General features: G+C 60.2%; 8 protein-coding genes. 4 read left to right on the forward strand and 4 right to left on the reverse strand.

Translation table 11 applies throughout. From position 1 onward, the window contains the following. Positions 1-37: 37 nt before the first annotated feature. The 4 genes from BLU46_RS31725 (at position 38) to BLU46_RS31740 (ending at position 8,339) form a co-directional block, all read left to right on the forward strand. Positions 38-4,054: a helix-turn-helix domain-containing protein gene (locus BLU46_RS31725; RefSeq protein ID WP_093209746.1), complete on the forward strand. Its 4,017-nt coding sequence runs from the start codon at positions 38-40 to the stop codon at positions 4,052-4,054. 620 nt (positions 4,055-4,674) lie between these two features. Continuing rightward, the gene (locus BLU46_RS31730; protein ID WP_093209749.1) at positions 4,675-5,676 is read left to right on the forward strand and encodes a DUF4917 family protein; all 1,002 of its coding nucleotides are present in this window, start codon (positions 4,675-4,677) and stop codon (positions 5,674-5,676) included. Positions 5,677-6,677: 1,001 nt separating this feature from the next. Continuing rightward, positions 6,678-7,178: a hypothetical protein gene (locus BLU46_RS31735; protein ID WP_093209751.1), complete on the forward strand. Its 501-nt coding sequence runs from the start codon at positions 6,678-6,680 to the stop codon at positions 7,176-7,178. A 159-nt stretch (positions 7,179-7,337) separates the two neighbouring features. Continuing rightward, the gene (locus BLU46_RS31740) at positions 7,338-8,339 is read left to right on the forward strand and encodes a DUF2971 domain-containing protein (RefSeq protein ID WP_093209754.1); all 1,002 of its coding nucleotides are present in this window, start codon (positions 7,338-7,340) and stop codon (positions 8,337-8,339) included. Positions 8,340-9,261: 922 nt separating this feature from the next. On the opposite strand, the gene BLU46_RS31750 is transcribed toward BLU46_RS31740, so the two are convergent. The 4 genes from BLU46_RS31750 to BLU46_RS31765 all read right to left on the reverse strand — a co-directional run bounded on the left by BLU46_RS31750 (position 9,262) and on the right by BLU46_RS31765 (position 22,243). Next, entirely contained in the window at positions 9,262-9,618 is a 357-nt protein-coding gene (locus BLU46_RS31750) for a type II toxin-antitoxin system RelE/ParE family toxin (protein WP_093209757.1), read from the reverse strand. 1 nt (position 9,619) lies between these two features. Beyond that, on the reverse strand, positions 9,620-9,910 hold the full coding sequence (locus BLU46_RS31755) for a type II toxin-antitoxin system ParD family antitoxin (RefSeq protein WP_093209760.1): 291 nt from the start codon (positions 9,908-9,910) through the stop codon (positions 9,620-9,622). Positions 9,911-10,205: 295 nt separating this feature from the next. After that, positions 10,206-14,660 (reverse strand): hypothetical protein, encoded by a 4,455-nt coding sequence (locus BLU46_RS31760; protein ID WP_093209763.1) that lies wholly within the window; start codon positions 14,658-14,660, stop codon positions 10,206-10,208. Then, positions 14,660-22,243: a hypothetical protein gene (locus tag BLU46_RS31765; RefSeq protein ID WP_093209766.1), complete on the reverse strand. Its 7,584-nt coding sequence runs from the start codon at positions 22,241-22,243 to the stop codon at positions 14,660-14,662. The genes BLU46_RS31760 and BLU46_RS31765 overlap by 1 nt, the downstream gene beginning before the upstream one ends. Positions 22,244-22,287: the final 44 nt, after the last annotated feature.

Consider the following 22,287-nt stretch of genomic DNA (forward strand, 5'->3'; position numbering starts at 1 on the left):
AACACAATTAATGTGTTTTTGAATTTTGGAGGGTGGCATGGTCAAGTATCCCGAGTTCGCAGCGCTCATTGTCACCCTCAGAAGCGCTAAGGGGTGGAAGCAAAAGGAGTTTTCTACCAGTGCAGGCCTCACTCAGCAGACGGTTAGTCGCTGGGAGAAGGGTGCGTCCCGTCCGAGGGCGGAAGAGCTGCCTCGCCTCGCTGCTCTTCTAGAGGCGGAGTTGGGCGTTATGGCTACCGCTGCTGGATATGTACAGCCTGCTCCAGTCAGCAGTCAGCCTGAAGGTGCGCCGACCTATGACGCTCCGCTTCCAGTGCATTCTTTGCGACCTGACAGCTTCGAAAACTTTAGTGCTGATTTTCTTCACCGGTACTACCGTAGTCGTGCCGGCGTAGTAAATCGCTTTGGTGGTAATGGCAGCAAACAATACGGTATCGATATCGAGGTGCGCGGGGGCACTTTCGTGCATACATTTCAATGCAAGCGTGTAGAAGAATTTGGGGCGCAAAAAGTCCACGATGCTGTGGCCGAACACACTTATGTGTCAGATCTCAAGGTGCTGTTGCTTTCCAATATCGCAAGTCCTAAAGCCCGCCAGGCAATTGCTCAGTATGATGGGTGGAAGCTGTGGGATCGGATAGATATCTCAGCAAAATTCCGTGAGCTATCAATGGTTGATCGAAGGGATTTGGTCGACATTTATTTTCGAGGGCAACGCCAGGCACTTCTTGGTGAGCCGGAGTCGGGGCCATTTCAGATGGCCGAAGAGTTCTTTAAGGGTTTCACGGATAATAGTCGCTTTTTCAATCATGCCTGGACTTTAGTAGGCAGGGAGGAAGAGTTAGAAAGGCTGGCTGCAGATGTTCTCGATGACAATCTCCTGGTTACGATGCTTCTGGGGGCTCCGGGGAACGGGAAGACTCGACTTCTACGAGAGGTTGTTGAGAGGGTGCGAGGGGCGCGGCCGGATATATGTATTCTTTTTGTTTCTCCGACGGAAGATGTCAAGGCACAACATTTAGACGAGTTGGGGGGCGATGCGAAGCTATTAATTATCGACGATGCCCATGATCGTGATGATCTTGTCCAGTTGATGCGGTATGCGTCAGTGGCAGAGAACAGGGCAAGGTTGTTGATTTCATTGCGGCCATACGGTCGAGCTATGGTTCGTAATCAAGCCTCACTTGTAGCTATGGATAGCCCTCAGGTAGCGAGTGTGGAGTTGAGGCCGCGTACTAAGCAGGATGCAAAGATCCTTGCTTTGCAGGTATTGCAAGCCTCGGGCGGGCCGATCGAGGCGGCAGATATCATTGCGGAACTGACATACCCCACGCCGCTTGTGACCGTGCTAGCTGCTCAGATAGTCGCCAAGGAGAATGTTCCGCCGGCGTTGATTGGCAACAGCGAGAACTTTCAGGAGCATGTGCTTGCCAGGCTGGAAGATATTATTGCTGGCAAAATTGTGACTGGGCAGGACGTTCCCAAGCTTCAAGCCGTTCTTCAGATGGTCGCATTGCTGCAGCCTGTGGTGTTCGATGATCCGGCTTTCCTCCGGATCTTGCAGGAGGTTGAGGGGCTGGGGCATGAGGATGCTCAGCGCCTGCTTCGTCTCCTCGGTGAGGGGGGAGTTCTCTTTAAGCGCGGTCTTCGTCACCGGCTGGCTCCGGACCTGCTGGCTGACTCCGTCATCCAGCGCAACTTTATTGGTATTGATGGATCCGTAACCCCCAAAGTTGAGCGTGTTTTCGAGCTCGCTGACTCTGAGTACCTGAAATATCTATTAGTCAACCTAGGGCGTCTTGACTGGCGTTTGCGGAATGGTGATCCAGAGGGCAGCACATTGCTATCCAGTATTGGACGAAAGCTCCAATGGCACGGGGAGTACCATAATCCGCACGTTCATGCCGTCGAGGCCGTGGCTTACTATCAGCCGCGGCTGGCACTCAACTTCGCTGAGCGGCTTATAGAGGAAGGTCATGGGGATGACGGCGGCGTATGCGGGATGATTCGCAACGCTGTCTTCAACCCGGAAGTTTTGGAAGAAGGGTGTGTGTTGCTATGGCGGGCGGGGCGAGGAGACGCCCGTGCGTTGAACTCGCATCCGAACCACGGAATACGAATTCTGAGAGAGCTTGCTGAGTTCTCACCTAACAAGCCAGTGGCTTATGTGGAGCAAGTGGTAGCTTTTGCTACTGAACTGCTGGAGCGCCCTGTGGCCTTGTCCGGGACTTACACACCTTTCACTATATTAGAAGGGGCGTTAGGTACTGAGATGGAGGAGGTCACTTCGAGTAATCGGAGTTTTACAATTACTCGATACAAGCTGGATTTTGAGCTTGCCAAGAGCGTACGGGCGCGAGTGATCGATGTCATGGTCAGCTCCATAGAGCAAGGCCCACACCGGAAGGCATTTCTTGCTTCCAGTTTGCTTTCTGAGGCGCTTCGCGGCCCTATGCATGGCGGCGAAGATCTTGAAACGTGGGACTTTGCTCACGCTGAATTACTTCAGCGCGTGCATCTTGTGCTCGAAAATGCTCCGGTTCATCCGGCTGTTCTGGTTCAAACAGCGATATCCGTCAGTTGGCATGCTTTCTATAACGAGAATCAAGCATGCCGTTCTAGTGCGCGAGCTGTAATTGGGCTGTTGGGTCGTGACCTGCCGAGTCGACTGGTAAGGCTCATTGGTGACGCGTGGGGGCATCAGACGTGGGATAGTGACGAGTCTTTCGAGTACAAGGCCCACGAAGCTGAGACTCTCGCTTTGATAGCGGATCTTACGGCCGAGTTTCCCAATGCTCTGGATCTGTATGAGTTCTTGGATCATTGGCTCAGTGAGATTGGTCACGTCGCAGGTAACGGGTGGGGGAGTTCGTATGTTTTTGTGAACCGCTTGCTTCAGGGGCGTGCAGATCTTGCTCAAGCGATCATGGCCAGACAGTCGAGCTCCCAGTCGCCCTTGAATTACTTTTCAGGGGCTGCTCTGGCCGTCCTCATAGCAGATCAGAACCGCCACGGTCTTATCGCTGATTTGTTAAGGGCTGATTCGGCGTGTGCTTGGGAAATGGTTTCGGATGCATATGCACGTCAGGCCGATGGATTCTTCACTGATGCTGATTTGCCGGTTTTGCGACGCATTTTTCAGTCGAATGACCCTTCTGTTTTACGCAACTCTGCATCTATCGCGCGCCAGATTGCCAAGGGTAATCCAGCGCTAGCGGTAGAGATGATCTGTACCGCCGATATGGTTGTCTCTCCTCAGGCTACCCATGATTTTTTCATGCTCTTGGCGAGCCGTAGCATCCTCCCCGCGGGAAGTATCAGTTTTGACCAATGGCGAATTCTTTTGAGAGCGCTAGAGCGGATGCCTGAGCTTGATGATCATTGGGTGATCGAGTTTCTCAAGCAAGCTGTTGAGGTGGTTCCGGCAGACGTGGTTCAGATGATGAAGGGTAGATTGCAAGCTGTTGGTCGTTGCTTGGGGTATAGATCAATGCGCAGGGATCGTAGTGGTGCAGGGCTTGGTCTTCTAGCGCATCGTGATGGGCATCGCCTCTTGCAAGAACTTCTTACCTGGGCCGTGGATGGTCAGGTGGGTGACAAGCTGACTATAGATATAGGTGCGTGTGTTTCGGGTCTTTGCGGTAAGTATGAACAGCAGCTGCTCGATTTGCTGCTGTTGCTAACTAAAGGCGGCGGCCAAGCGCACGTAAATGTTGTCGCAAGCACGTTACGAAGTGCGTACCAGTCGCTCGTGATTCAGGAAGCGGCCTTTGTTAGAGAGCTATTGAGTCAGGCGGAGCTTATTAGCGAGAAGGCCGTAAGAGATATCTCCTCAGCTTTATGGTCATCCGCCGTATCTGGCGGAAGATCTGGACTGGCTGGAGAGCCCTTTAGTGAGGATTTGGCACTTAGGGAACATGCAGAAAAGACCCTCAAAGGTATGAGCAGGATGGATCCAGCGTATAGGCTGTACGGGGGGCTGCTTCAACACGCCAAGGACAACATAGATCGGCAGGCAGACGAAAGGCGCGCGATGGAGCTGGAGGACGAGTAATGGCGATACATCTGGGATGTCTCAAGTGAGCCAACCAGGCGAAGGCTCCTCGCTCTCTGTATCCTTTTCGTTGATCGACCATGCTGTCGCTAGCGTCCTTACCTTGCAAATTTCTCCATCGCGCCCGCCAGCAAAGCTGCGCGCGAATGACGGTGAAGCAGACGGCAAAGTCACGTATCGATCACTGCCAATCCCTTTAAGTACGCGGGCTTAGGCGAGTTGCTGATGATTGAGTGCGCTACGTCAATGCTATCCAGGCCCAGCCCTCTAACTATGATGTATTGCCCCTGGTCCATGGTTCTCACCAAAAACTGTACATCTGCCTAGTTGAGTTGACCTCGTCAGAACGAGCCAGGGTAGTGATTGGATGAAACCCGATACCGCATGCAGACGGTTAGCCCTTACTCCCAGCCGGCCGCCTTCGACCTACAACAGGCGGTGGCGGAAAGCAGCATCCGGCAATCAGGTCGACAGCTACTCCCCACTCATACAGTTTCCTTCCGTGCACTCATTCAATTCTTGCCGCGGTTCGGTGATCACGTCTTTTATTGACTCGGTCACTGATAAACGTTCACCGGGTACGGCTATCATCGCGCGACAACATCCAGAGCGGAGCCGGTATGCCATTCCCCATCCTGCCGTGGGCAGAAATTTCTAACAACTACCGTCGCGGCACTATCTTGCTCGGCAACGGTGCGAGCATCGCGATTGCGCCGACCTTCGCGTATGGCTCTCTGCTGACGCATGCTCGCGAGAATGAGTTGCTCGACGGCGATGTGCAGCGCCTGTTCGACTTCTTCGAAACCAGTGATTTTGAGCTTGTCCTGCGGCTGGTCTGGCAGGCCAGCAACGTGAACCGGTCACTTGAAATTCCTGACGAGCGAACGCACCAGGCGTATGTGCGAGTTCGAGACTCCTTAATACAGGCGGTCCGCAGCGTACACCCTGAGTACGAGCAGGTCACACAACATCTGCCCAACATGTACCAGTACCTTAAAGGGTTCGACACGGTGCTCTCGCTGAACTACGACTTGCTGATCTACTGGACCATGGCGCACGGCTTTAACGTCGACGATGGTCACAAGTTCAAGGACTGCTTCCGCGACGGCAGTTTTGACGACGATTGGCGGCGATTCCGTTCGCTTTACGGCGAGCGCGAAAATACCTTGGTCTTCTACCCCCACGGTAGCTTGGCTTTGAGCCGTAATAACGTGGAGGAAGAGTTCAAAATCCATGCTGTAGGCCATGGGCTGCTGGAAGCGATCCTGCGGCAGTGGCGTAGCGAACGAATTGTGCCTCTGTTCGTCAGTGAGGGGACCGCTGGGCAAAAAATCAACTCAATCCGTAGCAGCTATTACCTGTCCACGGTCTATCGGGAGGTCCTCACATCGCCACGTAGATCGCTGACCCTGTTCGGCTGGGGACTGGGGGAGCATGACAGGCACCTGCTCAAACGAATGCGAGGCAGTGGCATCCAGCGTGTGGCCGTTTCAGTATTTCGGGGCTGCCAGGCTTACTGCAATACGGCCCATCAGATCATCCAGGATGACCTCGGCGAGGTAGAAGTAGATTTCTTCGATAGTGAGAGTCCCGGCTGCTGGATTCACCCGGCAGACGAATAGACTGGAGCTTTTGGGAGCTAGAAAGGCCATGCAAACAGCGTCGCTGCCGGCATGGCTCTACCGGACAGGATTGGCTGCTGCAGAAGACTGCTTTGTCACCCGGTGTGGTAATTGCCGACGACGATGGTCTGAGGTATGAACTTCTGCATCACGACCTTGATAGGGATATTGCCGCAGCCTGGACATTCGGCAGGCCAGCGCGCCAATTGGCCAGGTAAGCTGTCAGGTCTTGGCATTTACTACGCTGCGGTCTCCTTCAAGGGCGATGCCAGTGTGGTCGCATGGCAACATAAGCTTCCCGGTGAAGGCTTTTCTGCGTGTTCCCGGGCTAAGCACCTAGCTCTTCTTTAATGCCTACATCTAGCCGAGCGGTAGGGATGATGCTTGTGCCTGCACCTGCTTTGGTTCTATTGGGGCGTTGAGTCAGCGGCGGACGACATATTTGCGGAAATGTCGGCGCAAATTGCATAGGAGGCGGCGTGACTGTTATCGCCAGCACAGCATTGACCCTGTTGCTGAAACCTTACTGATCCAAGCTTCTACCTTATGAACCGTTACCAGTGCTGGTTTTTTGCGGATTGCTGTTGGAACATCATGGCATTGGCCAATGGGTCAATTCGACGCCAGCGCCAACAGCAAGACCTTCGCAAGCGTGTTCGTGCACGGCCTGCGGAAAGGGTGGGCGACCACGTCTTTGGACTTGCGCTTACTTGAGCGGATCTTACGTGGGGCCTAACCGCGGATGACCCACCGCTCTGCGAATCTAAAAACCATGTCGTTCGTCTGCTTGGCAAGAGCTATGTCCTGGCTGGAGGTGGGCTTTTGAGAAGGGGAGAGATCGATAGATCAGTTGCTTACGGCTGCCGGCTTGGCTATTTCGGCAGGACATATCAGTTATGAACCCGGTAAGCTCCGTTGCCTGCTTTCGTTGTCTTCATTAATCGTTGCCGCTCCGAGCAAAGCCAGCGCAGATCCAACGACTACGCACGATGAGGGTTTATATGTTCAAGGTTAAAAAAACACGTCCAAAGTTGCACGTTGTTGTGAGGGCATCCCGGGAGCTGGCACTCGCCTTCGCGTTGGGAGGAGTGCCAGTTCTGTTAAATTCAGAGTCGTCAGCACAGTTCAAGGCAATGCTGGACCTTTTACTCGCGGCACCTTTTTTGATGGGCTACTACGCATGGCTGTGTTTAGCATTCGCGGTGGCTGCAATTGTTAAATACAAGTGGAGGTTCATGTCCGCTCGGTATCAGCGTTGGCTCGACGCTGTGCATCTTTTTTTAGGTGACATTGGTGGAAGTTTTTTGACCGCAGGCAGAACGGGTCTAGGAGCGATACTGGGATTTTTGACGGTTTGGCACTGGGTCGAACCGGACTCGTTGAGCGCTGAGAATGTAATTCGTACGCTTGTTATGGTTTTCAGTCTCACTTTACTTAGCGTGATGCTGGCGTTGGGCGAAGAAACTTTGAAAGACCCAAAGCTAGCAGCAGCCAGTAAATAGCTCTTCGAAGATCTGCCGCCAAGGGGGGGGGACGACATTCATCATTCAGTTTTGATGATTGTGACAAGCTGCTAAGGATGCTGGCAGCGTAGGTAAATTGGGGCTCTAGGTGTGGTAATTTCTCCGGCATCAGCACAGCACATAGCCAAAGGAATTCGTGTGGATAGGGAATGGGTAAGAGATTTCATTGAGAACATTTCGTCGGCCACGATTGGTGATATGGATATCCCGAAGCTAGTCAACGAGAAAGTCCTGCACACGCCCAATCAGCTTTTCAAAATCAGAAAATGCAGCGAGTACGCATTCAAAAATTTGGCTGAGAAAACGCTCTACTTGGGCGTCGCCAATGAGTTCAACGATCCATACGACACGGCGTTCTGGATTGATTACCGGAAGCTCGCTGCCTGGGAAAAACTCGATGAACTGGGCTTCAGCGATGATCAGGTTGTCACTGCTCTGGCCTCCGATGACCCCATTGCAGCGGTAGTAGCACTGGCATCAGCTCAGGAGCCACCCCGCCTGAACGTGGATCAATGGCTCCATGAAGTAGGGATTTTGGCGCCGAATCACCAGGCCGGGCAGCTCCCGACCCTCATTGATCAGCTTAAAAGCAGCTACAAAATCTGCAGCCTAAGTGCGCGTGTGGATTCGGTGCTGATGTGGAGTCACTATGGTCATAACCACACCGGTTTTGCCATGGAGTATGACTTCACAAGCCTTCATCGGAATGAGCTTCCAACCCTCACACTCTGGCCGGTCGCCTACACAGAAAAGCTGTTCGACATCACTCATATCTTCAAAGCTCACCGTTTGGGCAAGGATTACAACGAGCTTTTTGGCATTGCTGCATCGTTGTGCAAGGCTGTCGATTGGCAATACGAGCGTGAATGGCGCTGGGTAATTCCAGATGGCGATAGAGAGGTCAAAGGCTTCAACCGTCGAGCGCCCCTCAAGGCTGTTCATCTTGGGGCTCAAATCTCGGATGCACATGCGCTTGAGATCTTGAACATCTGCAGCGAAATCGGCATCCCGGTCTACAAGGTTACGCTCGCGCCCAATGAGTTCCGGATGATCTCGCTGCCCACTAACCTAGATGATTGGTGTTCCACGAATGGTCGGCAGCAGGGCAACATGCCTCGGGAGTCGATGATGCAGGAGTAGCCATTTCGGAGCGATCTGCCAGCAGAGGGCACTGACACGGCCTAAGTGCATAGTTGGTTACTGGTTTGAAGTGGCAGGCATGGCGAGAACTTCACGAGCCGCAGCAGTAGGCGACTCGTGAAAGCCGATCGGAATCTACGATTCGAGCCTCAGCGCTTGTCTCATTCGTATGATCGCCATATCCGCCTCTCCGTTGGGCAGCGTCTCTGCTCGGTAAAGCACATCAACACGTGAGCCTGAAGTGAGTGTGGGTGTCGAGAGCGACTGATTTAAATACATAACATTTATGGTCTCGACGTTCGGATCATAAGCTCTCAGGCAAGCCAAAAAACATTTTGACATTGCTCTAGAACAGTAGTTTCAGATTGAAAAAATAGAATTATGCCCCCAGTTATGCCCCCAATTGCACAGGGTGTACGAGCGATCGCGAATGGCGATTTCTGACATGGATCTGGCTGGCCGTGGCTGGTATTCAGTGCGCCTCCGTATACTGGATGACCAACCCGAATCTGGCAAATTCTTGGTCGTTAGATGAACCGATATCCTTAATTGGAGTTGTCCGGGCTGTCTTTCAGCACCTGTCCTGAAATTGGCATCGTGAGATGCTCATGCTCTGCGAGATGTTGCAATGGCGCTGGTCGCCAGGGAGATCGATCCGCGTGTCCACCGGCAGATGGAGGGGAATGCTAGGCGCCTGGCCACGGAAAACGCCTAGGAAGCGGTTGTTCAGCATTCAACGTGGTACGCAACGCTGAGCATCGTGCCTCTGATCATGGGTCTCAATAGTCCGGTCGGCCCCAGCACCTCTCGCTTCAACGGGGCACGGAGCCCGATGGCAGCGAGGGCGCTCAGGTTGCATATAGATGCGGGCGCCTTACCTTCGCTGTTCATTGCCAGCTAAGCCTTTGAGCTCGGTCGTCGATCAGTCGTTGGGCAGATGCAGTTGCCCTTCCATGGCGTCATGAAGAAGTCGGACGATCTCGATCGCGTCGGCGGTTGCTACACGATAAAACACGATATGGCGAGGGCTCTTGACCGCCCCATGGGGCTGTTTGGCCTGCTGTCGTGAGTAGATGAGGTGATAGCTGCGAAGGCCCGTTGCCAGCTCATCGCGTTCGTAGCTGCCAATGCGATAAGGCGTGTCGGCGATCGCTTGCAGCGCCGCGAGGATCAGCGCCTGATACCGCTGGCGTGCTTGATCGCCGAACTGCGCTTGGGAGAGCCTGAGGATGTCGACAATGTCGGCGCGCGCCGCGTTCGAAATCCGATACTGCGGCATGTCAGTGTTTCTCGCGCGCGGGGAGGGTGGCCTCCAGGCTCAAGCCCTCGAGGTAGTGCTCCAGATCCCGTTCGTTCAACTGAGTAAAGCGCCCTTGCTCAAAGTCCATGATGCCGATAGAGGTCGCCAGACGCAGGGCCTCAATTTTGGCGGTGTCTTCGGCGACACGCTGTTCCAATAGCCGCAAACCTTCCCGCATCACTTCGCTGGCATTCTGATACCGGCCGGACTGCACCAGGTCATGGATAACCTGTTCCTGGTGAGGGGTGAGCACAACGTTTCTCGTTGCCATAATGAGCTCCAGCTTTTCGTAAACAGTTTGTTCCGATCATTGGCATATTATGCCATTTTCGCTCAGGAGAATAGCTTGGGGCAGTCCAAAACGAGGGTGCGCCGGTGCCTGCATTTTCCGATCACTACCCCTAGCAACGAATTCTCAATGCTCAAAACCATATCAAGTTTTGGGCGGAGAGAAATGACCTCTGGTACGACAGCAGCTTTACGTCCTACGCAGAGCGTGTGCAGGGTGAGCCAGGAGAGGAGCGCTGACGGCTAGCGCTAGGTATGAGCGCCGCGCTCATCAATATTCAGACAATCGGCGAGACGACTCGCTGCAGCTCCAACAGCGGCCGGTCCAGGGACGGGTCGGTGGTGGAGTACAGGACGATACGCAAGCCCCAGAGGCCACCGAGGCTCACCGGGTCCGCCTGTTCGGCCCAGACTGCGACCGCATCGATAATACTCTGCACGGTAGTCGCCTGATCATAAGTAAAGCGAGGGTGCAGCTTCACCGGAAGCATCGTCTCTATGGGCGGAGTGGAAGGTACCAGGGTGTAGCCGTAGCGGATGCTCACGGCAATCTGGCGACCGACAAAATCGTTGTCGAACATCTGCTCGAACAACGGGGTCAACGGGTTGCTGGCGGCGCTCTGGGTCCAGGTGCCGATCGCCAGGCGGCTGTCGACGCTAATCAAGGGCACCAGCGGCTCGGGGAAGCTCAATTGCGGCGTGCGGTAGACGAACGCTGTGCAGGTCTGCGGCCCTTCGGGGCCGAGAAGTTGCGCGTTGCGGATCACCGACACCGCAGCATTGGCGTTCTGGTAGCGGGCGATATGCAAGTGTTTGAGGGTGTACTGCACACCCAGGCGCGAGAAGGCCGGTACTTGTTTGCTCGGGTCATCGCCAGGGAAGTGGTAGACCTGAGTGTCACCCAGCGGCGTATCGGCGCTGAGCGGCACCCTCGTGCCGTCGTCGCGAATCACCTCGATGTCCGGCCAGCCCACGCTGCCATCGGCGTGTAGACGCTGGAGGGTCAGCGTTAAATAGACATCGACTCCGTCCACCTGCGCGGCGTCGAGGGTTGCCAGATAGTGGTAGAACTCATGCGGCGCGCCGCTTGATCGCGCCGACGTCAGCCCCGCTGCGCCGGCGTGTTGGGCCGCGCGTCGTGACGGGTCGAACAGGCCTCGATGGGGCGGGCGGACCTGGCCGAGGCTCGCCACCGTTGTATCGCAACTGCCGACACCCCACCAACCCGACCAGAGCCCAGCGACCCGTTCGGCCAGGCCCGCATAGGTATCGAGCGCTGTGGCAAGCCGCGTGTTGCTGCCTTTGGCGTTGGGGCCTTGCAGCTCGGCGAGAATCTGCCACAAGCCGTCGCTGACCGCCGCGTATTGGGCGAGCGCGTTGAACAGGCTGTCGTCCTCGACGGCGAAACGCGCCGAAGCCGCTGTACGATTGAACTCGACTTCCAGCAGGATCTGGTCCTGCGCGGCGCTCTGGTGGGTGTAGGTGAAGACATAATTCCAGTGCAGCGCCGCATCGACCGAATCTGGGGTGCGCGCCATCTCGGCGGTCTGCGACACCAGTGCCGGCAGTTCCGGGTAGGCGCGCAACGGCACCGGGACCAGCGGAGCACCCAGCGCGGCGCTGAAGGCGGCCGGGGGGAACTGGTCGAAGGCGCGGACGAAGCTCAACCAGTTCGACGCTTCATAGCCTGCCACCACCGGCGCGATGCCGAACTCTATCTCGTTGACCACATACACCGGCGACAGCGCTACGGCACGATGCCGGGCCGGTTGCGCCACGTCCAGGGCAAAGGAAACCGTACCGTGGGTGGTGGTGCCCAGGGCGGTCTTGGCATTGCCGAGCTGGGCGACTTTCCAGGCATCCGGGTCGTCGCCGGCAGCCAGCCGCAGGGCCTGTTGACTCTGGTTCAGCGTGCGCAGTCGGCCAGCCCCGGAGAGCCGTGCAGTGCTGGCCGCCGGCGGTGAGGTCACGGTGGCGTTGAACTGAATGATCGCCGTGGTGTTGTAGGCGGCAACCAGCTGGCTCAGCAGGCGCTGGTAAAGCACCTCGCGGGCGGCGGCCCAGGTCACAGAGTTGACCCCGTTGGCGTCGACCTGATCGGCAAGAACCGGCGAAAGACCGTCGGCCACCGCGCAAGCCAGCAGCTTCTTGGCGGCGAGCAGACGACCGAGCGGCCCCGCCGCGACCCCGTAGGCCGGCGCCGCGTAAGGCGAGGTGCAGAGCAGGTCGAGCCCGGCAAGCCAGGCGCGCGCCCAGATTTCCAGGTCAATGCCCTGGTAGTCGTTGAGCTGCGCCGGGCCCCACGTCCCGGTGCTCGGGTCCAGCGTCTTGATTGGCACGCCGCTCGCGGCTTCGAGGGTACTGGACAGTGGCCGCAGGGCGAAACTGAGTGGTTGCAGGCCTTCGACCCCCGACACACTGGCGCTGGGGCTGATGGTCACGGCGCTGATGCCGCCCGGGTCGACGAAGGACACCGCCCAGATATCGGTCGGCGCCGGGTCGCGTTCGGCCGAGAACACCCGGCCAGTCGCCAGTTTGAGGCCAAGAATAACATCTTCCAGGGCCTTGGCGAATAGGTCGAGGGTGACGGCACCGTCCTCCTGCCGCTCGGGCGCGCTGTCGCGGGCGGCGGCGATGGGGCTGGCGACCTGTTCCACGGCCGTGGGCACCGTAGCACCGCGAAACGCTGGGTCGACAAAGGCCGGATCGCGGGCAAGGGTGACCCAACTGCGTAGTGGGAAAATCACCTCGGGAAACTGCCAGCCGGTGCCGCCAAAAGCTGCCGTGAGCAGGGTGTCGGCAGGTGGCAGCAGCAACAGCGCGTCGCTTGCGAGGAAGGCGACATCGCGATTGGCCTGGACGATGTCGCCGAGGGTCACCGAAATGCCGGCCAGGGCGAAGCGCCGGATGATTGCGTTGAGGCTGTCGGCAGCAACCGTGGTGACGGTTGGGTGCGTGGCGACCGGCGACGGCCTGAGGGTGATGTCGGGGGCCATCAGCCCGGCGCTCGCCGCATTGGCGCTCAGTATCAGCGTGGCCTCGAGGCCATAAAGGCTGCTGAGGGTCTTGGGGCTGATGGGGCTCTCGGTGCTGGTCAGTTTCGCCGGAGGGCAGAGCAATAGCGCGTCGCCGGCGAGGATCGTGGTGTCGTTGGCAATGGCAGTGGCGAAGGCCTCTAGGCTCACCGCCGGGTTGGCGCGGGCGATCAGCGCATTGAAGCTGTCGCCGGCCTGAGCCGTCAGGGTCTGGCCGGCGACCGTCAGGGTCTGGCCCGCCGCGACGGTACCGGGCAGCGCCTGGTTGGCCACGGTCAGCGCGACTTCGGCGCTGACCGCCGGGTCGCTTGCCGCAGACAGGAACAGGCCGGCGATGTCGCTCATGCTTTGACCGGCGCGAACCCGGTAGGGAATGCGCAGGCTCGCCGGGGTAGCCGGGAGCGTGGCGAATCCCGGAATCGGCAGGCCGGCGCTGCCATCGGTGGCGGCGGGCTTTGGCGCAAGGCCGGCATTGTGCCGCAGCAGGTCGCCCGGCTCGATCGCATAGGCCCGGGCGGTAGCCCCCAGCGGCGCCCTGTCCAGCCCTGTAATGGCGCTGGCCTGGAGGAAAATCGGCGTGCCGGCGGCGAACAGATCGACCGTGGCGGCGTTGAGGCTGGCGAGGGTCTCGGTGTCGATGCCACTGTCGTTGTCTGCCAGAGTCCAGTCTGCGGCAATGATCTGTCGGTCGACCGCCAGCGTGGCGCCGCTGCGGAACATGCCCGGCCTCTCGCTGCTGGCCACTGCCGCCATGACGGTGTCGAACGGTACGCCGTTATTGCGAAACGCCAGGGCGATGTCATCGAGGGTGGCATCGGCCCCAGGTTGCTCCAAGGGCACTTCGACCTCGATGCCTTGGGCGGTGAAGATGAACCCGGGGGCGAGCAGCGCCGGGCGAGCATGATTGGCGCTGACCAGGCTGGCCGGCGTGATGTTCAGGGCCAGGGCGAGGGCGGCCAGCGACAGGCCCTCTGTGGGTTGGGCCTTGTCGCTGCTGGTCACCGCCAGTTCGGTGCCGGGGTTGAGCGGCAGGCTGGTGTTATCGGCATCGGCCAGCACGGTGGCCGGCTCGAGGCCAGCGGGCACCAGCGTAGCGATGCTGCCGGCGGCCACGAAAACGGCGAAGGAGGGTACCTGCAACCCGGTGCTGGGCACTTGCACCAGGCTGCCCAGTGTTCGCTCGTCGGCCGCGAGGCCAAGCGCCTGCCAGTCCACGCCGTAGTGGTCGAGGACGCTGGCGAGTGTCGCGGTACTGGCAGGGTCGGCAAACACCGTGTCGAGCGCCGAAGCGGCAAGGGCATAGGCGTAGCTGGCCGAAACATGCGCGCGTAGGCCATCGATCGAGACGGGCAGTGGCACGGGCTGGCCGGCGGGGGGCTGGTTCAGCGAGGTGGTGAGCGACGCGGTCATGTCGGGCTGCATGAGCTGATACCAGACCGCCCCGAAACGCCCGGCGATGTCCGTGGCGGTCGCGCAGGCGCTATTCCCCGCAGCGCTGCCGGTCGGGACCAGCCCACCGGGTTGCAAGGCCACCCGCAGCGCCAGTTGCGCGCCGCCCTGGCCGCCAGCAGGCGGCTGGATGCTCCAGGCCACGGTGGTCACCGGCCATGCCGTGACGCCGATGACCGGGTCGGTGTAGCCGACTGTCATGTCGACGCGGCCAGCACTCTCGGATAAACCTGTATCGACAGCACTCATTACGCATCTCCTTCGAGAGAGTTGCCGCTCGGGCCGGGGGCAGTGCTGTTGCCGAAAATATCATGGAAGCAAAGTGCCACGCTTGCGCTGGACAGCATACTGCCATCGCCGCTGGAAATACCTGCATACGGGTCTTGCGCTGCCGGTGGCAAACCGGGCACAGCCGGTACTCTGGCGGTCTTGGCGAAGCGGTGAATCGGGATGACCTGCGTGATGGTCTGCTGGTCGTCGTCGCTGGCGGCGAGCCGTGGCGTTGCCATGCGCAAGGCCTGGATCGCACCGCCGTCGAGTAATTGCGGGCTGACCGGCCGCCCGTCATGGCTCGCTTCGAACACCGCGTTCTCGAGCAATTGATAGCCCGCCAGGTTGTACAGTCGGCGGGCGTTGAGCGCGGGGGTGTCACCGAGGTCCGGCGGGTTGCTGATGCCGAAGGTGAAGCCGACGTTGCCTTGGGCCACCGTGGCCTGGCGCACCTGGTCACGGTCATCGGGGGCGGCGACGAAGAGCACGTTCGACGAGGTGTCGACCGGGTCGCCGAGCAGGGCGGTGTTGTTGAAACTGTAGAGGCGCCGCTGCGGCGTGGCCTGCGACTGGCTGTCCAGCACGACCACGAGGCTGATCAGCGCATTGCCATCCGGCCCCCAGATCTCGTCGCCCAAGCCATTGCCGGCAGCATCGGTGAGGTCGAGCCAGTAACCGCCACCGCCGACCACGCTGGCCTCCCAGAGTAGCGTCAGAAAACCCAGCGCATTGGACATCGGCGCATAGTAAGGGCCACTGGGCGGCGCATCGCCTGCGGCCAGCGCGGGCGGTCGTCGGCTGCTGAGGTTGCCTGAGCGCGTTTCAGTGGAAAGGTTGGTTCGTACCAGGTAGCTGGCGTCCGGGTTGCCTTGAGTGCTGGCCAGACCTGCCGCCAGGCCTGCTGACGGCGACAACTGGAAGCCGAAGAACAGCTCGGCGTTGTCGGTGGCGAGGTTGTCCTCCAGGTATTGCCAGAGTTCCAGCAGCAACTGCCGGCCCGCCGTGTCGGCACCGACGACTTCGGCGGTGTGCGGCCGACCTGGAACGCGGTTGATGCGGATATCGAGCAGTGTCGCCCAGACAAAGTGCTCGATGGGTACTGGCGGCGCATTGGGGCCGAGCTGCGGGTCGGCGCGGTACAGTTGCCAGGGTTTGTCGTCGGCCGCCGCGGCGAGGGCGTTGAGGCTGGCGCTGAAAGGCCAGAAAGACGGCATGCCGATCGCCGCGCCAGCGCCGAGACAGGGCAGCTCAGGCCTGCTCGGGACTTGCCAGATCACCCGTTGCGCCAGACCGTGGCGTACAGGAACGTCTTGCCAAAGCTGCAAGGCTTGCGGCGCCTGGGTCAACACCGGGGCGAGCACGGTGGCGGGGTAGCCGGTATTCAGCATTTTTTCGGTGATGGCCAGGGTCAGCGTGGCACTGTCGCCGACTTCCAGAATCATCCCCGGACGCAGTCGATTGGCCGCAGCTGCCGGGTTGCGTTGGAGGAAGTCCGGGGCGCGGGCGCTGAACAGGGCGACATCGACATTCGCTGGCGCGGTTTCGGTCTGCACCAGGTTGATCCATTTCAGCGACTGCGTCGGCGCGATGGTCAGGGTCATACGCACGCTTTCGGGAGGCAGGGTAGCGTCCGGGGCGGGGCTGCTGACTTGCTGGCCGACTAGGTCGTAGATGCCGGCCAGTTGGCTATCGTCGCTCGAGCCCGGCACGGGCAGGCGCTGGCCATGCAGCATGAAGCGCGCAACCTGTCCGGCCACGTCGCGTACCGGGGCATCGCCGGTGAGTTTCGGCATCAGCGTTGCCAGTTTTACTGCCGCGAGGGTCGGAACGATCAACGGGTGTTTCGCGTCCGGGAGGATCAGCCCGGGAACATCCGCGCCGAGCCGCCCGACGGTTTCGATCGTGAGGTCGTAGGTGCTGGCGAAATCTCGTAGGGTCTGGGCCGCGGCGGTGGTCAGGGTGCAGTCGCTGACCACCACGCGGCCCAGCGGGGCGAGGATATCTGCACTGGCAACCAGGGTAGTGAAAGCCCCACTCGGCGTGGCGAGCTCGGCGGTTGGGTCAGTGACCAGCAACAGCCGGGCGGCCAGCGCGCGCAGGGTTTCATCGGGCAGCAGTGCGCTGCTCGTGGCCGGAATCAGCAGCGCACCGCCGCTGTAACCAGGGTTGAGGCGCTGTACCGACGTCAGCCAGGTGGCGAAGTCCGCCACCACGGTGGGGTTCTGCCACAGCGCGGTGGCGGCTGCGAGCAGCGCCAGGCTGTCGCCGCTCAGCCGGGTCCAGGTCACCGGGTTGGTCAGGCTGTCATAGGCCGATGGCAGTTGCACGGTGGCGGGCAAAGAACCGTCGGCACCGACACCCTGATCGTTGAGTTGGCTGATCGCTTCGGCATACCAATCGGCTTCCGGCACCAGGGCGACAGCGGCCGTGCCGGCGTTGAAGCGGATGTAGAACAGCGCAGCCGCCTGGGTCAGGGTCAGTGCGCTGGGGTTGGCGTAGCTCGCCTGGGGCAGGCTCAGTGGCGCTGCGGCACGGGTGATTTGCGGCACATCGAGGGCCGCAACGCTGTCGAGCCAGGTATCGACTACCGCGCCAACCCGGCTGCACAGCGCCGCCGGGGTTTCGCCAGTGAGGATCTGGGTTTCGAGGGCGTCAGCGTGCAGGGTCTTGCCCGCCGCCAGCACGCGCTCGGGGTTGGCGGCGGTAATGCTCTCGGGGGTCACGCCCAACTGCAACGGGATCAGCGTGCCGGGCGCAGCGCCGGCCAAGGTCACTTCCAGCCCAGGGTTGAGCGCCAGCAACTCGGCGGCGCCATAGCCATAGGTTTCGGCGACCTGATCGAGGGTGTCGCCCAAGTGCATGACGTAATCGACGCTGATGATCGGGAAGTCGGTGATGTTGGCAATGCCAGCGAGGGTCGAGTCTTCGTCGATCACCACGGGGAAGCGCGCGAACAGGTTCTCGGCGGCCTGAACCATCGACTTGCTGACCAGCAGCAGGTATTCACGGAAGATCACCGACGCCAGCGATTCGTTGCTGTCGATGCCACCGCCGGTGAGGCTGCCACTGCCGGCTGGCTGGGGTGAGAGCTTGCTGAAATAGCTGGCGATGCGGGCCGCGTAGGCATCGTCCACCGGTTGGAAGGTGGCGAAATCACGGGTGTTTTCCGGTGGTGGAAGGTCGGGGCTGGTCCAGCCCAGGGCGGGCGGCATCGGGAAACAGACGCCGGGGAGCCCATCCGGCTCAGGTCCCGCAGGAATGCCCGAGACCTGAAGGGTGACGTTGTTGCCGAGAAAGCCGCTCAGGTTGTCGAAGGCGAAGCCCTCGGCGAAGGTTTGCGGGCAGTCCATTTGTGCCGCCAGCTCGACCAGGTCGCCAGCGGTCAGGGTGGCGTTTTGCGGGTCGAGGCCGATGGCCGTGAGCGACCAGCGGAACAGGCCTTCGGCGAGCACCGCGAAAGGTGTTTCGGCCGCGCTGCCGGCACGTGCGGTGGGGTTGAAACGCCCCAGGCGCGCCTCTTCCAGGCTCGAGGCCTGGGCCGGGGCCGGGCTGTCGATGCTCAGCATCACCACCATGCGGTAGGCCGGGCTGTTTGCGGGCGTGGCTGTGGCGGTGTCGGGCCAGGTCAACGGCATCGCAGCGACCGTGAAGGCCGGCAGAATGCGTACATCCAGCGCCAGCACGGCGCCATCGGCATAGACCTTGGCGTCGGGTGAGAAATTCAGGCGGTAGACCCCGGCGGCGCAGGGTGCTTGGCCAGGGCCATCGGCCAGTGCCGCGAGCTGGGCTGACAGCGGATGCTTCACACCCTGGGCCGCCGCGTTCTGCAAGCGGGCGCGGGTGAGCTGGCGGGTCAAACGGCTCATATCCGCGGGGCGCCGACGTCGGCCTGTGAAGTTGCGCGAGGCATTGGGCAGGGCCGCTGCGGCCACGCCGCCGTCACGGCCGAGTGTCGCGCGGTCGGTCGCGCGCAGACCCGGCGTGCGCCCGGACTGGTCGGCCGAGAGCACCCAGGGCGTGGTCGAGGCCGAGCCAATGGTGAACGATACGTCGAGGCTGGTGGAGAAGGAAAAGGAGATGCGGATGAACAGCACCTTGATCGAGGCATGCACACGCACCCCGACGTGCATTTCCACCAAGGTCGGGCGGTAGGCGGCAAGGCGGATCGAGGCCGCAGCATAGGCCTCGAAACTGACATCGATGCTGATGATCTTGAAATCGACCTTGCCGTACACCTTGCCGACCAACGCTGCGGTACCTTGCGCGCTGTAGTACATCGCCTTGGAGGCGGCTGCATCGTCGGGGTGGAACCAGGCGAGCACGCCTTCGAAGATCACTTCCAGCTGCACGTACAGCCCAGCTTTGAGCGGCCCCTTGTTGAATTCGCGACCGATGCCGACCGCAAGGCCAATCCCCAGCTCCAGCACCGGCGAGAACATACCGTTGGTGATCGCCGGCACCTGGGTCGAGGTGGCGCCATTGAGCACACCGAAATAGATCCCGCCCTTGCCCATGAATGGCCCGTACTGCAGGCCGAAACTGATGCTGAAGTCCCGGGCATGAGGAAAACCCAGGTCGATCTTGAAATTGCCGTTGGTGAACACATCGACCGTGATGATGCCGAGGGTGATCGCCAACGCGCCGAAATCCAGCTGGCGAAACATGTCTGGCACTTGCAGGCGGGCATGGAACACGCCGATGTCATCGGTCACCTTCTTGTACAGCAGCTCGAAGCTGAAACCTGCGAGCGAGCCGGCTTCGGGGCCGCCCAGGGCAATCAGCACGCCATACAGGTCGGGGTCGTGCATCACCAGCTTGACCGACACCGTGCCCATCACGGTGACGTCGAGGCCAATCAGCCACTGGCTGCTCTCGTCGAAATGCAGTTTATTGCCGGTCGGCTGGTCGAGCGGGTTGCGCATCGGGTCGTCGCTGGGGCGAAGCTGGGCGCGCATCAGCGTGATGACTTCGCTGAGGGAGTTCGGCTGGGTCAGTCCATCGAGCGAGACATGCTGGCCGAAGCCCAGGTAGCGCAGATCGACCAGCGCATTGCCCTTGCCGGGAATCGCCGGCGGACTATCGTTCAGGGCATCCCAGCCCAGCGGGGTCATATCGGGTTCGCGGCCATACTCCTTGCCGAGGAAGTTGCCGGTGATTTCGATGTTCACCTGCGGCTCGCCGGTCTTGCGGTCGTAGCGGATGCCGACGGTCTTGATGGTGATGAAGCCCAGATGCAGGTCGATCGCGTAGTCGAGTGTCACCGATTGCTCGGTCGGGTCGATGACCAAGGTGAAGCGACCGAGGTTGATGCTGTTGAGAAAGGTCCACGGCGCTTCGAGCCGATAATTGGCATTGGGATTGGCCAGGGCAGCAAGGCTCTCGATCATCGCGCCGAGGGTCACCCCTTGCATTTCCACCGTCAGCACCTGATGCCGCGCAGCGCCCTTGCCGGTCCAGGAGGTGCGTGCTTCCAAGGCGAAGCGGTCGAGCTGAAGACGGAACAGCCAGGTCTGTTCCTGGGACATGAAGGACAGCCCGACCGTGACGATCAGGTTGTTCAGCTCGAAGGAGCCTTTGACCGAGCCTTCGTAGATCATCACCGGCGCATCGTCGACCAGGTTGTCGCGCCAGACGATTTCATGCAGACGCGGGCGGTTGTGCTCCAGCGCCTGCAACTTCAAGGTGTCGCGGGCCGCTTGCAGGCTGTTGCCTTCGATTTTCTTGCGGCGCTTGATGTCGGCTTCTGCGACCAGCAGCAACTTGATACCGAGCACCTCCGGGTCCCATTGCACGGCGACCGCCGCCGATACCGAATAGGGGTTGCCGTCGGCGGTGGAGTAGGTGGCCCATAGTCGGGTCAGCTCCAGCGCCGGTAGCCAGCCAGGCGCGGTCTGGCCGAGGAAGGCATAGACCAGTTGCGTGAGGTTGAGCGTGCCGGCAGCCAGCCCGCCCTGAAAATCCCAACTGCCGTCACCGGGGTAATAGGCGCCGACCGAGAGTTGCGCGGTCGTGACCCCCTCGACTGAAAGGCCGAGCACCGCCGAGAGCCCGCCCCAGATCGTCGCCGGGGCTACCGTGACCTGGAAGCTGAGATCGTCGAGGCTGAAGCTTACGTCGCCAATCGGAATTTCCCAGGTGCCGTGGGCATTCAACGTGGCGCCATAGGTCTTTTCGTAGATCGAGGCGCTCATGCTGATGTAGTCGACCACCAGCGCGGCACCGACCGAAGGCTGTGTACCTGGGAAGAACACCGTCATCGCCTTGCTCAGGTCCAACTCGATGGCGCCGCGTGTCTGGGCTTCGACCACTAACCCCGGCAGGCTGACCGAGACATCCAGGTACACCGGGTTGCCTTTCATGTCGGTAGGGATGTTGGCTTTCACCGCCGGGCTGCTGCCGTCGGCGGTCTTGGCGCCAAAACGCAGGGTGCCGAACAGGTTGCCGCTCCATTGGGTGTCACCCGGTACCCAGTTCACCAGCCAGTCGATACCGACCTGTTCGATCAAGATAAACGGGATCGATGGGTCCCATTGACTGGTGGAAACGATCGTCGCGCCGGTGTAGAGGGTTTTTGCCGGGATGAAGGAGCCGTCTTCGGTCTGCACGCCATAGCGCAAGGCACTCAAACCGAACTCATCGAGCGGGGCGAGGCCCGCAGGCAAGTTGAAAATATCGCTTCCGGCGCCAGGGAACAGGCGCGTCAGCGCGTTAATGCCATCGGTCAAGGTCAAGGGCGGGACGATCCTGCCACTGAAATCCCAAATGGTGTCGGAGTTCAACAGTGGGGTTCTGACGGTAATCGCCTGAGGTCGACCGCTATCGATCGACAGCGTCAGCACCATCTCGACGATGGAGAGAAGCCCTTGTGGCTTGTCGAGGCTGTAGACATCCACCTGCGCTGTGGTCAGGGCCAGGGCCAGTCCTTCCAGCGGGATATTGATCCAGCTGCCATTGTCGTCGGGCGCCTGGGCGATTAGGTCGACCTTGCTGGCGACCGCTGCCGAAGCGCGTGGGTCGAAATGCCCGGCCAGGGCCAGCGGGTTGTTGCCCAACAGTGCGCTATAGCGAGCCAGTGTCGTTCCTGCGAGTAGCAGCCAGCCAGTGAGTTCGGGCAGGCCTGCTGGCTTGGTCACGTCGTCGGTGACACTGAGGGACACACTCGCCTGTTCCGGGCCGAGATCGGCGAGTACTGAGGCCCCGAGCATCAAGGTGCCGGGGACATCCGGCGAGGGCAGGCGTGATTGCGGCAGATCCGGCACGAGTGTTTTCAGCGCGACGAAGCCGCGCTCGGTGCGTGCCTGCAAGTTGAGGCTCAGTACGTCGCGGCCTTTAACGTCGACGCTGCCGATCAGGCTAAGCGACCAGCCCGTCGTATCTGGCCAGGTGGTGTTAGCGGTCAGGCGTGCCGTCGTCGGCAGGCGCTCGGCACGTGCGGCAGTCAGTGGCAGGGTGGTGACACCGAGGCCGGTCACCAGCTTGCCCATGAGCGGAAGAATATCGGCGCTGATCGTGGCCGCTGTAGCGGCCCTGACAAAGGCGTCGTAGAGGCTATTGACGGACATGACGCGAATCTCCAACGCAAGGTAGGCCGTCGGCGACGGTCAGG

It is taken from the genome of Pseudomonas yamanorum (assembly GCF_900105735.1).
Classification (GTDB): domain Bacteria; phylum Pseudomonadota; class Gammaproteobacteria; order Pseudomonadales; family Pseudomonadaceae; genus Aquipseudomonas; species Aquipseudomonas yamanorum.

What these genes read in the sequence shown, in the direction of transcription:
- BLU46_RS31725 (WP_093209746.1), top strand. Translation starts at nt 38, where the DNA reads ATGGTCAAGTATCCCGAGTTCGCAGCGCTCATTGTCACCCTCAGAAGC.
- BLU46_RS31730 (WP_093209749.1), top strand. Translation starts at nt 4,675, where the DNA reads ATGCCATTCCCCATCCTGCCGTGGGCAGAAATTTCTAACAACTACCGT.
- BLU46_RS31735 (WP_093209751.1), top strand. Translation starts at nt 6,678, where the DNA reads ATGTTCAAGGTTAAAAAAACACGTCCAAAGTTGCACGTTGTTGTGAGG.
- BLU46_RS31750 (WP_093209757.1), bottom strand. Translation starts at nt 9,618, where the DNA reads ATGCCGCAGTATCGGATTTCGAACGCGGCGCGCGCCGACATTGTCGAC.
- BLU46_RS31755 (WP_093209760.1), bottom strand. Translation starts at nt 9,910, where the DNA reads ATGGCAACGAGAAACGTTGTGCTCACCCCTCACCAGGAACAGGTTATC.
- BLU46_RS31760 (WP_093209763.1), bottom strand. Translation starts at nt 14,660, where the DNA reads ATGAGTGCTGTCGATACAGGTTTATCCGAGAGTGCTGGCCGCGTCGAC.
- BLU46_RS31765 (WP_093209766.1), bottom strand. Translation starts at nt 22,243, where the DNA reads ATGTCCGTCAATAGCCTCTACGACGCCTTTGTCAGGGCCGCTACAGCG.